Below are 13,057 nucleotides of genomic sequence, written 5' to 3'. Positions count from 1 at the left end.
TGAACAATGGCGGGCGTTATTCTGCGTCGGTTGTCGCTGGGGTTCGCCCTGGCCGGTGGCGCCATCGTCCTGGTGCTGATTGTCATGTCGCTGGTGTCACTGGTGGGGCGCAAGCTGTTTTCCGCGCCGATCCCCGGTGACATTGAAATGCTGCAAATGGCCATCGCCGTGGCGGTGACGGCTTTTCTGCCCCTGTGCGAGATGACCGACAACCATATTCGCGTGGATCTGATAGCGGGCTTTCTGCCGGCGCCGGTGAACCGGGGGCTGCTGGCCATCGGCCATCTGCTGTTGGCGGCGGTGGCGGCGTTGATGGGCTGGCGCACCTTTCTGCTGATGCAGAACAGCCAGGATTACGGTTCCACCTCCACCATGCTTGGCGTGCCGCTGTGGTGGCCTCAGGGGCTGATGGTGCCGAGCCTGGCGCTGCTTGCGCTTTGCGGGCTGTACCGGGCGGCGCGGGAGATCAGACCATGAGCGGCATGCAAACCGGCCTGCTGGTGCTGGCGGTGCTGATGGGCTTGCTGGCTCTGCGCGTGCACGTGGGCATCGGCATGTTCCTGGCGGGCATTCTCTGTTACGTGCTGGTCAACCATGGCAACCTCAACGCCCTGTTGTTCACCATCAACAATCTGGTCTACGCGCGGGTGTCCGATTACGACCTGGCGGTGATTCCGTTGTTCGTGCTGATGGGGCAGTTCGCCATCCACGGCGGCTTGTCCCGGGCCCTGTTCCGCGCCGCCTCGGCGTTCATCGGCCACTGGCGGGGCGGGCTGGCGATGTCCGCCGCCGGCGCCTGCGCCGGCTTTGGCGCCATCTGCGGCTCGTCCCTGGCCACCGCCGCCACCATGAGCCAGGTGGCGCTGCCGGAGCTGGAGAAACACCACTACCCAAGCAGGCTGGCGGCCGGCACCATCGCCGCCGGCGGTACCCTCGGTATTCTGATCCCGCCTTCGGTGCCACTGATCGTCTACGCGGTGCTCACCCAGGAATCCATCGGCAAGCTGTTCGTGGCGGCCATCATCCCCGGCCTGGTGGCCATGCTCGGTTATTTGATCGTGATCCGCCTGGTGGCCATGCGCACCATGCGCGACGCGCCGCGTATCCCCAAGGCGGCCTGGGGCACGCGTCTGCGCGCCCTGGCGGAAGTGTCGCCGGTGCTGCTGGTGTTCCTGGTGGTGATCTTCGGCATCTATGGCGGCTGGGCCAACCTCACCGAGGCGGCTTCCATCGGCGCCGGCGCCTGCGGTCTGTTCGCCGTGGTACGTGGCGGCATGCGTGGAGAGGGCCTGGTGAAAAGCCTGATCGGTACCGCCGAGGCATCCGCCATGATCTATCTGGTGGTGATCGGCGCCGACCTGCTGAACAGCGGCCTGGCGCTCAGCCGCATGCCGGTGGAACTGGCGAACTGGGTGCAGGCCAGCGGCATGGCGCCGTTCGCGGTGCTGTGTTCGATCCTGGTGATCTACCTGCTGCTGGGCTGCGTGATGGATTCCCTGTCCATGATTCTGCTTACCGTGCCGATTTTCTATCCGATCGTGGTGGGGCTGCCGTTCTTCGACCTTACCCAGACACAGATTTCCATCTGGTTCGGCATCATCGCCTTGATGGTGGTGGAGATCGGACTGATTACCCCGCCCATGGGCATGAATCTGTTCATCGTGCAGAAGTTCAGCGAACGCACCTCCCTGGGGGCGGTCAGCCGTGGCATCGTGCCTTTCCTGGGCGCGGACCTGGTGCGCATCGTGTTGCTGGTGGCGGTGCCGGCGCTGTCGTTGTTGTTGTTGCCGGCGGCCTGAGCCGCCGGCTCGCCGTTCAGGTCGGTTCCCCCACTCAGGCCGGTTCCAGAACATCGGCGGTGACCGGCTTGGCGCGGGTTTCCTGGTGGCCGATGCGCACGCTGCCGTCATCCGGGGAGACCTGGTAGAACACCGTGGTCATGCTGTCCTCGTTCAGTTCCACCCAGACGAAACCGTAGTCGCTGTCGTTCTGGTAGCGCACCGGGTTGCGGTTGGCGTCCTTGAAGTCGTCGGTCTTGGCGCCGGCGCCGGACACGATCAGTTCGGTGCGGCCCATGGCTTGCGCCGGTTGCAGCCATTGCAGGGAATGGTCGTGGCCGGTGAGCAACAGGTCGGCCCGGTCGGCGAAGCATTCCTCCAGAAAAGCCTTGTAGCGCAGGCCATCGGCGTCCGGGTTATTGAACATCCAGCGCAGGTGGGCGTCCAGGTCGCCGGCGTTGCCGTGCTTGCCATTGGAGCGGTAGGGCACATGGGTCATGGCGATCTTCCAGTGGGCCTGGCTTTTGCCGACGGCGCGCTTCATCCAGGTTTGTTGCGGGTAGCCGTAGTTGCTCCAGTTGAAGTTCTCGTCGTGGTCCAGATAGAAGCTGGTGAGCGGGTTGGAGTCCACCACGAACAGTTCCAGAAAGGGCGTTTCCCGTGAGGTGTCGAAGGCCTGGCTGTAGAAGCGGGCCGGCATGTGCCACTTGTTGGAATAGCGGTCGCGGCTGTAGTGGTACATGACCTGGTAATCACCGCGCTGATTGTCCGAGCCGCCGCCGAACACGGTGCTGGCGCAATCGTGATTGCCCAGGCAGAGGAAGAATGGCAGATCCAGGTTCTGGTAGGGATACTCGAATTTTTCCAGAAACTGGGGGTCGTCCACGGCGGTGACGCCGGCCTCGTAGATGTTGTCGCCGGTGAGCAGCACCAGGTCGCAGCCGCGCTCGGCCACCACCGCTTCCATGGCGGCGGCCACCTGATACTGGCCCTGGCCGCCACTGCCGGTGTCGCCGACGGCGATAAAACGCAGCGTGCGGGGTGCCTCCGGAGTATCCGGCGTGTTGCCGGTTTCCTCGCCGCCCCCCGGCGTGGCGCCTTGGTCGTCGCCGCCACCTCCGCCGCCGCCGCCGCAGGCGCTGAGTACCGGTACGCTGGCGCCGCCGATCAACAGGTTACGAATAAAGTCACGTCGTTTCAGGCTCATGGCTTGATCCCTTGGGTTGAAGGCGCCAGCGGCGGCGCGTCGGGTTTCGGAGCGCTGGGTTGGGAAGCCCGCTCCACATGGTTCTGGCCATCGCGGGTCAGGTAGGAGCGGGCGAAGAACTCGCTGTCGTCCGGTTCGCTGACCGTGTTGAGGTGGAACCAGTCGGCTTTGCAATGTTCACCGGTGAGGTCGAGGACCAGATAGCCACGGCGGAACAGGTCCACCCATTTCAGATGCGGATTGAGCGGCACCAGGGCGGCGCGGGCCAGGTCGGAGAGCCCCTTGGTGGGCGCCGCTGGCGAGGTCACCGCCGGGGTCACGAACTCCACCGCCAGGGAGCCCTCGCCGGTGAAGCGGTTGTAGACCAGGGCGTTGCCCGGGTCGGTGCTTACGTCCATGGCCCAGGAACTGTGGATGTCGCCGGTGAGCACCACGGTGTTGTCCAGGGCCATGGCCTCGATGCGGCCGAGCAGGGCGCGGCGGCTGGTTTCGTAACCGTCCCATTGGTCGTAGTTGAGCTGGGCGCCGCCGCCCAGGTCCCAGTTGGGCATGTCCGGCAGGGTGCCCAGGGTAAGCGGCGAGAGCATCACCTGCTGGCCGATCACATGCCAGCGGGCGCCGCGTCCCCGGGAATATTCCAGTTGTTCGAACAGCCATTCGCGCTGGTCCTGGCCGAGCAACTGGCGGTTCCGGTCGCGGGCCGCCGAAGGGCTGCTGACTTGCTGGTCGCGACCGATCAGACGGGTATCGAGCATCACCAGGGTGAGCAGGTCGCCATAGTCGAAGCGCCGGTAGATGCGCATGTCCCGGTCCGGGAAGCCCATGCGAATGGGCATCCATTCGTAGTAGGCGCGCACCGCCGCGCGCTTGCGGTCGGCGAAGTCGCCTTCGCCTTCGTTGTGGTTCTCGGCGCCGTTCATCCAGGCGTCGTTGGCGATCTCGTGGTCGTCCCAGACACAGATGAAGGGGTGCTGCCGGTGGCACTCTTGCAGGTCCGGGTCGCGGCGATAGCACGCATAGCGACGGCGGTAGTCCTCCAGCGTGATGATCTCGTTGGGCGGGTCCACCGGGCGCAGCGCCGCCAGGTCCGGGTCGTTGTATTCCCCCTGGGCGTATTCATAGATGTAGTCGCCCAGGTGCAGCACGGCGTCCAGATCGGCGCGCCGCGCCACCCGGCCGTAGGCGTTGAACCAGCCATAGGGCAGGTTGGAACAGGACATCACCGCCAGGCGCAGGTGATCGACCCGGGCGCCGGGGGCCGGGGCGGTGCGGGTGCGTCCCACCGGGCTGGTGAAGCCAAGGCTGCGGAAGCGGTAGAAATAGGTGGTCTCCGGGTCCGGCAGCAGCGGGTCCAGCTTGACGGTGAAATCGTTCTGGGAGCGCGCGTAGCCGACGCCCTGGTACACCGGCGTGGTAAAGGCCGGGTCCCGGGCCACCTCCACGATGACCGGGATTTCGTCCAGATTGGCGGCGCTGATCCGGGTCCAGAGGATCACCTGATTGGCCAGCGGATCGCCGCTGGCGACGCCATGCTGGAACGGGTCCGGGCCGTCATAGGCGGGCATCTCCGGAGCGTTCGGTGTGCCGTTGCCGGGCTGGCCGGTATCGCCGTTGTCCGAGGAGTTGGAGCCGCCGCCCCCGCAGGCGGACAACACGCCCAGGGACAGCCCGGCGGTGGCGGAACGGGTGAGGAATTCGCGTCGTTTCATGACCTGCCTCGATATGGAAAATCTGGCGGCACGCTACGGCGCGGTCATGATTCGAATATGACAGTTTTTCTCAACAATCCGGCCCGGCTATGGATGGCGTTGCTGTGCAACGGGGGAAACGCCCATGGCACGGGCGTTTCAGGCCTCTTGAGGGGTAAATGTTTTGATTGGTTTTGTTTTGTAACCCGTCACCGGTTTCCGTCCCGGCGCCACTCCGGCGGCTTCCATAAATGTTTGAGCCGCTGGCCCGGCGAGCCGCGTTGGGCCATGTCGCGAAACATATCCCGGTATTCATGGCACCAGTTGACGATCAGGCTGTGGCTGTACACCGGGCGGGTGATGCCGTACTCCACCGGTTCATCGTCCCGTTCTTCGGTGAAGGTGCCGAACAGGCGGTCAAAGACGATGAAGACGCCGCCGTAGTTACGGTCGATGTAGTCCGGGTTGCGGGCATGGTGCACGCGGTGGTGGCTGGGAGTATTGAAGAGCCACTCGATCCACGGATGCAGGCGGCCCACCAGGGTGGTGTGAATAAAGAACTGGTAGACCAGGGACAGGGCATAACAGACGCCGATCCACACCGGATTGAAGCCGATGAGGGCCAACGGCACATAGACCAGCCAGCCGCCGTTGAAGATGTTGGTGGCGTTCTGGCGCATGGCGGTGGAGAAGTTCATGCGTTCGGAGGAATGGTGGGTGACATGGGCGGCCCACAGCCAGCGCACCCGGTGGGAACCACGATGGAACCAGTAGAAACAGAAGTCGGTGAGTACCCAGAGCAGGGCGCCGGTGGCCCAGTTGAGCGGGATATCCAGCAGCCGGTAATGGTAGGCGAGGGCGAACACCGGAAAGGAAATCACGCCGGCGAACAGCAACTCGGTGGTCTGGTAGCCGGCGCCGAGCAGAAAATTACGCAGCGATTCCCGCGGTTCCACCCGCGCCGGGTCGTGGCGGATCTTCAGGTATTCCCACAGGAATACGCCAATAAAGACTGGCGTCGCGACGACGAAGATCATCTGTCGTTCGTCCAGCGCCAGCCAGGGCGACAGAGTCAGCCACAGGCTCTCCAGGCCACTGTCGCGCCAGACATCGTGGAACATTTCCATCAGGGGCATCGATTCTGTCTCCAGGTCGCTGAGCCTCCATTGTGCGGGCGACGCTAAGGGGTGTATTGACGAATGACGCCGTGTTTTTGACAATTCATGCCATCATTACCATTCACCATCATTCATGGGGAAGCGCCATGGCCACGTCCATGCGGGTTACCGGGGCCTGGGTGCAACTGCTCACCGACTGGCTGGACAAGGAAAATCTGCCGGCGCCGGAATTGCGCTCGATACTGGATAGCCGGGGCCCGGCGGACATCGTGGCGTTACCGCTGTGGCGCGAGTTGCTGGCGCGGGCGGTGGCGCTGCGCCCGGAGCTGCCGGCGCCAGGCCTGGCGATCGGTGCCCTGGTGCAGCCGCGTCATGTGGGCGTGCTGGGTTATCTGACCCTGACCTGCCAGACCCTGGGCGAGGTGATGCTGGCCTACCAGCGTTACGAGAGCCTGTTCTATGGTCGGGATCTGGTGGAGGTGGAGGCCGGCGCGGACCGCATGACGATGCGCTGGCCGGCGGCGGTAGCGGTGGGCGAACTGGCGGACAGCGTGTCGGTGGCGGCGATGATCACTTTCATACGCCGCCTGCTGGAGCGGCGTCTGGTGCCGCTGCGGGTGAGTTTCGTGTTCGCGGCGCCGGACGCCGGCGTGCGGCGGGCATACCGGGAATTCCTTGGCTGCCCGGTGGCGTTCGGCGCGGGCCATACCAGCGTGAGTTTTCCGCTGTCGTTCCTCGGCCTGAGCCTGCCACGCAGCGATGCCGCCTCCCGGGCGTTGCTTGATCATCAGGCCCGGGCGTTGCTGCGGGCCCTGCCGGATTCCGATGATTTCGACCGGGCCCTGCAGCGCACCCTGGTGGGGTTGTTGCCGGAGGGGCGGGTAAGCCTCAGGCGGGTGGCCGAGCGCCTGCATGTGTCGCCGCGCACCTTGCAGCGGCGCCTGGCGGGGCGGGCCCTGAGCTGGCAAATGCTGCTCGACCGTACCCGGGAACAGCTCGCCGACCAGTACCTGGCGGACCGGTCCCTGACCCTGGGGGAGATCGCCCTGCTGTTGGGTTACTCGGAGCACAGTGCTTTCAGCCGGGCCTACCGCCAGTGGACCGGGCGCACGCCGGAGCGGGCCCGGCGCTCCGCTTCAGGGTGGTGATTGGCGGCGGTTATCGCGACTGAAGTCGCTCCTACAAGGTCGGTATGCTCCTACAAGGTCGGTATGTAGGAGCGACTTCAGTCGCGATGCGCTCTAGCCGCCGAGCAGTTTCTCCTCGGCGGCTTCCACGGCTTCCAGGGGACCATAGAGGATCAGGATGTCGCCGTCGCGCAGCTCGGTGTCGCCGGCGGGGTAGTCCAGGCTGCGGTCATCGCGGCGCAGGGACTGCACCTCCACCTTGCCCTCCTTGAGGTCGAGCTGATCGAGGCGCTTGCCGATGCAGGCCGCCTGGCCGCTCACCGTGACCGCGTGCAGCAGCCGGTAGGGATTGCCGGCGCTGTCGGCGGTGGGCAGGGACTCACCGTGGTAGTAGCCGCGCAGCAGCTTGTAACGCTCACGGCGGCTCTGACGCAGCATGGCCAGCACCTTGCCAAACGGTGTGTCGAGCATCATCAGGGCATGGGCCACCAGCATCAGCGAGGCTTCCAGCACCTCCGGCACGACCTCGGCGGCGCCGGCGCCGAGCAGATCGTCCAGATGGGTGTCGTCCCGGGTGCGCACCAGCACGCGCAGATCCGGACAAAGCTGGTGGGCGGTATGCAGAATGCGTTCCGCCTGGCGTGGATCGTCGAAGGTCACCACCAGCAGGCTGGCCCGGTGGATGCCGGCCCGTTCCAGAATCTCCTTGCGGGTGGCGTCGCCGAACAGGATTCGCTCGCCGGCCTGGCTGGCTTCCTGGATGCGCACCAGGTCGGTGTCGATGGCCACCGCCTGGTGATGGAAGCGGTGCAGGTAGCGCATCAGGTTCTGGCCCACGCGGCCATAGCCGCACAGCAGCACATGGCCGTGGGTGTCTTCGTCCACGGACGGGGTGTCCGGTTCCTTCTCCCACTGGCGCAGCAAACGGCGGGTCAGGGTGCCGCTGTGTTCCAGCAGGGCGGGGGTGGCGGCCATGGTGAGCACGGTGATGGACACCAGCACGCCGGCCTGCTCATTGGTGATCAGGTCGTGGGTCACCGCCAGAGCCACCAGCACGAAGCCGAACTCGCCGCCCTGGGCGAGCAGGATGCCGGTGCGCAGGGCGGTCTCCTTGCGCTCGCCGAGCACCCGCAGCAGCCCGGCGATCAGCACCAGCTTGCACACCATCAGCAAGGCCGCGCCGATCAGAATCCAGTGCCAGTACTGGGCGAACAGGGCCGGCGAGATGAGCATGCCCACGCCCATGAAGAACAGCCCCAGCAGCAGGTCCCGGAACGGGCGGATGTCCGCCTCGATCTGATGGCGGAAGTGGCTCTCGCCGAGCATCATGCCGGCCAGGAAGGCGCCCAGGGCCATGGACAGCCCCAGGGCGTGGGTCACCCAGGCGGCCAGCAGCGCCAGCAGCAGGGCGGTCATCACGAACACTTCGTCGGAACGGGCGCGGCCGGTTTCCTCCAGGGCCCGGGGCAGCACCCATTTGCCGATCACATAGATGCCGGCGAACAACAGCACCGCCTTGCCCAGGGTGGCGCTGGCGGTGATCAGCGGGTCGCCGGCGCTGGGATCGGCGAGCACCGGCAGCAGCACCAGCATGATCACCGCCGCCAGGTCCTGGAACAGCAGTACACCGGTGGTGGCGCGCCCGTAGCCGGTGTTCACCGCGCCCCGGGTGATCAGATCGCGGATCACGATGGCGGTGGAGGAGAGCGCGAAGGCGCCGCCGCCGATCAGGGCCACCGCCGGCGACAAGCCCACCAGCCATAACACCGCCGCCACCGGCACGGCGGTGAGCACCAGTTGCAGCGGCCCGGCGCCGAACACTACCCGGCGCAGAGCCAGCAGCCGTGGGATGGAAAATTCCAGACCCAGGGAGAACAGCAGGAAGACGATGCCGAACTCCGCCAGGTGACGCATGCCGGAGGTGTCGCCTACCCAGCCGAAGCCGCCGGGGCCGGCGAGCACGCCGGCGCCCAGGTAGGCGAGGATGGGGGGCAAATGCAGGCGGCGGAACACCACCACGGCGAACACCGCCGTGGCGAGCAGGATCACCACCAGGGTCAGGGTATCGGTCATGGTTGAACGTCGTCGGGCATGAAGATCAGATCCGTGGTGCCGAAGTCCCGACCGAGCTGGCTGAGCGCGGCGGTGAGCTGGCCCCGGTGGTGGGTCTGATGGTTGAACAGGTGCGTCAGGCACAGGCGCAGGGGAAGGGTGCGCGGCGAACCGGTGGAGGTCAGATAGTGGAGGTCGTCGTCCAGACCCGGTTCTTCCAGGGTGGCTACGTAGTCGGCCAGATCCCGGTCGGTGCGGTTGCGCTCCTGGCACAGGGTGTGGAAGTCGCCGTACAGCTCCTGGGCCAGGCTTTCCACCGCGAACGGACTGCCGGTGAAGCGGCCCAGCCACAGGCGGTCGGTGAGCAGCAGGTGGTTCAGGGTACCGTGGATGGAATGGAAGAACAGCCCGCGTTCCGCCTTGCGCTCACCGTCGTCGAGGGTGGCGCAGGCGTTCAGGACCTGGCCGTTCTGCCAATGGTTGTAGCGCGCCAGGCGCGCATAGTGATCCCGCCACATGGAAAGGTCCCCGTTATCTCAATGGGCCTACTGTAATGTAATGCGGCGGCGCGCGGAAACGCCGCGAGGCAGCGTCACGCGCGGGCGGGCCGGCGGGCTCAGACCTTGCTGCTGAGCTCGCGGATTTCCTGGTTGAGGATACGGTCGTTCATGCTGTAGTCCACCGCCACGTCGACCACGTGCACGCCGCCGGTGGCGTAGCACTCCTCCACCTTGGGCACCAGGTCGCCGGTGCTTTCCACGCGGTGCCCCTGGGCGCCGTAGGCCTTGGCGTAGGCGACGAAGTCCGGGTTGTGGAAGTCCAGGCCGAAGTCGTGGAAATCCATCTGCTTCTGCTTCCACTTGATCATGCCGTAGCCGTCGTCGCGCAGGATCAGGATCACCAGATCCAGATTCAGGCGCACGGCGGTTTCCAACTCCTGGGAGTTCATCATGAAACCGCCGTCGCCGCATACCGCCATCACCCGGCGTTCCGGGTGCACCATCTTGGCGGCCATGGCCGAAGGCAGGCCGGCGCCCATGCTGGCCAGGGCGTTGTCCAGCAGCACGGTGTTGGGGTGGGTGGCCGGATAGTTGCGCGCGAACCAGATTTTGTACATGCCGTTGTCGAGGGCGATGATGCCGTCGCTGGGCATGACCCGGCGAATCTCGCGCACCAGCCGCTGGGGCAGGATTGGGAAGCGATCGTCGCGGGCGCCCTCGGCGATGTGTTTCTGCAGGGCGTCACGGACCCGGTGGAAATCGGCGAAGCTCCAGTGCTCCTGGGGGGCCAGGCGTTCCTTGAGCTGCCACAGGCTGTTGGCGATGTCGCCCACCACCTCGATCTGCGGGAAGTAGACCGGGTCCACCTGGGCGGAGTTGAAGTTGATGTGCACCACTTCGGCGCCGCCGGGTTGCATGAAGAAGGGCGGTTTCTCCACCACGTCGTGGCCGACGTTGATGATCAGGTCGGCGGCGTCGATGGCGCGGTGCACGAAGTCACCGTCGGAGAGCGCGGTGTTGCCCAGGAAGTGGGCGCCGGTCTCGTCCACCACGCCCTTGCCCATCTGGGTGGTGATGGCGGGGATGCCGAGTTTTTCGATGAACTGGCGCAGCATCTTGCTGGTGAGCTTGCGGTTGGCGCCGGCGCCCACCACGATGAGCGGCTTGCGGGCGCCCTTGATGGCCTCCACGGCGCGGCAGATGGCCTTGTCCTCGGCGATCGGACGGCGCGTCAGGCTCGGCTCCAGCACCGGCATGGTGGAATGCTCCCGGGCGATGTCCTCGGGCAGCTCCAGGTGGGTGGCGCCGGGGCGCTCCTCCTGGGCCAGCCGGAATGCTTCGCGCACCCGGGCGGGGATGGTGTCGCCGCTGACCACGGTCTTGGTGAACTTGGTCAGCGGGCGCATCATGTCGACCACGTCGATGATCTGAAACTGCCCCTGCTTGCTGGACTTGATCGGTTTCTGTCCGGTGATCATCACCATCGGCATGGCGCCCAGTTGGGCGTAGGCGGCGGCGGTCACGAAGTTGGTGGCGCCGGGGCCCAGGGTGGACAGGCAGGCGCAGGCCTTGCCGGTGAGCCGGCCGTAGGTGGCGGCCATGAAGCCGGCGGCCTGTTCGTGACGGGTGATCACCAGCTGGATGGAACGGGAGCCGCGCAGGGCTTCCAGCAAATCCAGGTTTTCCTCGCCGGGGATGGCGAAGACGTATTCCACGCCTTCCGCTTCCAGGGCCCTGACGAACAAATCCGAAGCTTTCATTCAGGCTCTCCTTACCGGCACGCGGTTCGCGCGCCCTTCATTCTTCGATTGGCGGGGATCGTCATGCTGGGGGGTACTATAACGCGTCGATGGCGCGGGCGGGTATGGTGAATACTGATGCGTGGTATTGGTCGGGGCGATCCTCAGTGCCAGGTGCCCTCGATGTTCTCGCACTGTTCCAGGAATTCCTCGGCGCTCATTTCCACGGTGTCTTCATCGCCGTCGATGTGGGCGGTGACCTGCTCCTTGAGCTGGCTCACCACGGTGGTCATCATCGCCAGGGTTTCCTCGACCTGCTCGATGGCGGAGATAAGGTCCCGGGCTTCCTCCTGGAAATCGTCGTGGTCTTGATCGCTCATGCGGCCTCCGTGAATGGTCCTTACTATGGTGCCAAAGGACGGGGGCGGGGACAAACCCCGCCCCATGGAGCCGGCACTCAATCCCAGGACAGGGCGCCGCCCACCTGGTACTCGGTGACGCGGGTTTCGAAGAAGTTCTTCTCTTTCCGCAGGTCCATGATCTCGCTCATCCAGGGGAACGGGTTGGTGACGCCCTTGAACTGCTCGGGCAGGCCCAACTGGGTGAGACGACGGTTGGCGATGAACTGCAGGTACTCTTCCATCATCGAGGCGTTCATGCCCAGTACGCCGCGCGGCATGGTGTCGCGGGCGTATTGGATTTCCAGCTCGGTGCCTTCCAGGATCATCTGGGTGACCTTGTCGCGCATTTCCTGGTCCCACAGGTGCGGGTTTTCCAGTTTGATCTGGTTGATCACGTCGACGCCGAAGTTCACGTGCATGGACTCGTCGCGCAGGATGTACTGGAACTGCTCGGCCACGCCGGTCATCTTGTTGCGGCGGCCCATGGACAGGATCTGGGTGAAGCCGCAATAGAAGAACACCCCTTCCAGCACGCAGTAGAACGCGATCAGGTTCTTGAGCAGCGCCTTGTCGGTTTCCACGGTGCCGGTGGTGAACGACGGGTCGGAGATCTCACGGGTGTACTCGATGCCCCATTGCGCCTTCTTGGCCACCGAGGGGATTTCCCGGTACATGTTGAAGATCTCGCCTTCGTCCATGCCCAGGGACTCAATGCAGTACTGGTAGGCGTGGGTGTGGATCGCCTCCTCGAACGCCTGGCGCAGGATGTACTGGCGACACTCCGGGTTGGTGATCAGCCGGTAGGTGGCGAGCACCAGGTTGTTGGCGACCAGGGAATCGGCGGTGGAGAAGAAGCCCAGGTTGCGCTTGACGATGCGGCGCTCGTCCTCGGTGAGGCCACCTTCCTTCTTCCACAGCGCCAGGTCGGCGTTCATGTTGATTTCCTGGGGCATCCAGTGGTTGGCGCAGCCGTCCAGGTATTTTTGCCAGGCCCAGTCGTACTTGAAGGGCACCAGCTGGTTGAGGTCGGCGCGGCAATTGATCATGCGCTTGTCGTCGACCTGCACGCGGCCGGCGGCGCCTTCCAGCTCCGCCACGCCCTCGGCGTCGTCCATCTTGGCCACGGCCTGTTGGGCGCGCAGCACGGCGTCGGTCACCGCTGTGTCGGTTCGTCCGCGCAGCTCTTCGTGTCCAGGGTGCGCTTGCGCTCCTCGGTCATCTCCTGCATGCGCACCACTTCCCGCTGCCGGTGCTTGAGGTGCAGATGCCGCTTCCTCAGATACCGGCGCAGATTGCGCCGGCGTTGACCCGGCGCCACCGGGCTGCTTGGCGTTCGGCGTCTCTTGCGCATGAAAATCATCCCAGCTCAGCATGTCTCTCTCCATTCTTTCAGGGTGGCGCCTTGGCGTCACGGATGGTGCATTCTTTAAAGAAGCCGCTTGCACGC

11 protein-coding genes are annotated in these 13,057 nt (G+C 65.3%); 3 read left to right on the top strand and 8 right to left on the bottom strand.

Annotated elements, in window-relative coordinates; all coding sequences use genetic code 11:
- Window positions 1–6 precede the first annotated feature (6 nt).
- Together JF515_RS13790 and JF515_RS13785 are read left to right on the top strand one after the other, a co-directional pair.
- Window positions 7–477 (top strand): TRAP transporter small permease, encoded by a 471-nt coding sequence (locus JF515_RS13790; protein ID WP_203105038.1) that lies wholly within the window; start codon window positions 7–9, stop codon window positions 475–477.
- A complete protein-coding gene (locus tag JF515_RS13785; protein ID WP_203105037.1) occupies window positions 474–1,799 on the top strand; it encodes a TRAP transporter large permease in 1,326 nt (441 codons plus the stop codon). Before JF515_RS13790 ends, JF515_RS13785 begins: the two co-directional genes overlap by 4 nt.
- A 34-nt stretch (window positions 1,800–1,833) precedes the next feature.
- On the opposite strand, the gene JF515_RS13780 is transcribed toward JF515_RS13785, so the two are convergent.
- The 3 genes from JF515_RS13780 to JF515_RS13770 all read right to left on the bottom strand — a co-directional run bounded on the left by JF515_RS13780 (window position 1,834) and on the right by JF515_RS13770 (window position 5,809).
- Window positions 1,834–2,985 carry a metallophosphoesterase gene (locus JF515_RS13780; RefSeq protein WP_203105036.1) on the bottom strand — a complete coding sequence of 384 codons (1,152 nt, stop codon included), beginning with the start codon at window positions 2,983–2,985 and terminating at the stop codon, window positions 1,834–1,836.
- Entirely contained in the window at window positions 2,982–4,694 is a 1,713-nt protein-coding gene (locus JF515_RS13775; RefSeq protein WP_203105035.1) for an alkaline phosphatase D family protein, read from the bottom strand. Before JF515_RS13775 ends, JF515_RS13780 begins: the two co-directional genes overlap by 4 nt.
- Before the next feature lie 188 nt (window positions 4,695–4,882).
- Complete coding sequence (locus JF515_RS13770) at window positions 4,883–5,809, bottom strand: sterol desaturase family protein (protein ID WP_203105034.1); 927 nt, start codon at window positions 5,807–5,809, stop codon at window positions 4,883–4,885.
- A gap of 128 nt (window positions 5,810–5,937) precedes the next feature.
- On the opposite strand from JF515_RS13770, the gene JF515_RS13765 reads away from it, so the two are divergent.
- Window positions 5,938–6,939 carry a helix-turn-helix domain-containing protein gene (locus JF515_RS13765; protein WP_203105033.1) on the top strand — a complete coding sequence of 334 codons (1,002 nt, stop codon included), beginning with the start codon at window positions 5,938–5,940 and terminating at the stop codon, window positions 6,937–6,939.
- Window positions 6,940–7,032: 93 nt separating this feature from the next.
- Here the strand turns inward: JF515_RS13765 and JF515_RS13760 are convergent, their stop codons facing one another.
- The 5 genes from JF515_RS13760 to JF515_RS13740 form a co-directional block, all read right to left on the bottom strand.
- Window positions 7,033–8,991, bottom strand: a complete 1,959-nt coding sequence (locus tag JF515_RS13760; RefSeq protein ID WP_203105032.1) for a monovalent cation:proton antiporter family protein — start codon at window positions 8,989–8,991, stop codon at window positions 7,033–7,035.
- Window positions 8,988–9,488, bottom strand: a complete 501-nt coding sequence (locus tag JF515_RS13755) for a DinB family protein (RefSeq protein WP_203105031.1) — start codon at window positions 9,486–9,488, stop codon at window positions 8,988–8,990. Before JF515_RS13755 ends, JF515_RS13760 begins: the two co-directional genes overlap by 4 nt.
- Window positions 9,489–9,586: 98 nt before the next feature.
- Window positions 9,587–11,230, bottom strand: coding sequence for an acetolactate synthase large subunit (locus JF515_RS13750; protein ID WP_203105030.1), 1,644 nt, complete (start codon window positions 11,228–11,230; stop codon window positions 9,587–9,589).
- Between the two features lie 143 nt (window positions 11,231–11,373).
- Window positions 11,374–11,589, bottom strand: a complete 216-nt coding sequence (locus JF515_RS13745; RefSeq protein WP_203105029.1) for a hypothetical protein — start codon at window positions 11,587–11,589, stop codon at window positions 11,374–11,376.
- 77 nt (window positions 11,590–11,666) lie between these two features.
- Window positions 11,667–12,983, bottom strand: coding sequence for a ribonucleotide-diphosphate reductase subunit beta (locus JF515_RS13740; RefSeq protein ID WP_203105028.1), 1,317 nt, complete (start codon window positions 12,981–12,983; stop codon window positions 11,667–11,669).
- Window positions 12,984–13,057: the final 74 nt, after the last annotated feature.

The organism is Alloalcanivorax marinus, from assembly GCF_016785095.1.
Lineage (GTDB): Bacteria > Pseudomonadota > Gammaproteobacteria > Pseudomonadales > Alcanivoracaceae > Alloalcanivorax > Alloalcanivorax marinus_A.
This window is presented reverse-complemented; position numbering and strand designations above follow the sequence as displayed.

Bases quoted from the DNA above. Each gene is read 5' to 3' on its own strand.
- JF515_RS13790 (WP_203105038.1), top strand. From the start codon at position 7: ATGGCGGGCGTTATTCTGCGTCGGTTGTCGCTGGGGTTCGCCCTGGCC.
- JF515_RS13785 (WP_203105037.1), top strand. From the start codon at position 474: ATGAGCGGCATGCAAACCGGCCTGCTGGTGCTGGCGGTGCTGATGGGC.
- JF515_RS13780 (WP_203105036.1), bottom strand. From the start codon at position 2,985: ATGAGCCTGAAACGACGTGACTTTATTCGTAACCTGTTGATCGGCGGC.
- JF515_RS13775 (WP_203105035.1), bottom strand. From the start codon at position 4,694: ATGAAACGACGCGAATTCCTCACCCGTTCCGCCACCGCCGGGCTGTCC.
- JF515_RS13770 (WP_203105034.1), bottom strand. From the start codon at position 5,809: ATGCCCCTGATGGAAATGTTCCACGATGTCTGGCGCGACAGTGGCCTG.
- JF515_RS13765 (WP_203105033.1), top strand. From the start codon at position 5,938: ATGGCCACGTCCATGCGGGTTACCGGGGCCTGGGTGCAACTGCTCACC.
- JF515_RS13760 (WP_203105032.1), bottom strand. From the start codon at position 8,991: ATGACCGATACCCTGACCCTGGTGGTGATCCTGCTCGCCACGGCGGTG.
- JF515_RS13755 (WP_203105031.1), bottom strand. From the start codon at position 9,488: ATGTGGCGGGATCACTATGCGCGCCTGGCGCGCTACAACCATTGGCAG.
- JF515_RS13750 (WP_203105030.1), bottom strand. From the start codon at position 11,230: ATGAAAGCTTCGGATTTGTTCGTCAGGGCCCTGGAAGCGGAAGGCGTG.
- JF515_RS13745 (WP_203105029.1), bottom strand. From the start codon at position 11,589: ATGAGCGATCAAGACCACGACGATTTCCAGGAGGAAGCCCGGGACCTT.
- JF515_RS13740 (WP_203105028.1), bottom strand. From the start codon at position 12,983: ATGCTGAGCTGGGATGATTTTCATGCGCAAGAGACGCCGAACGCCAAG.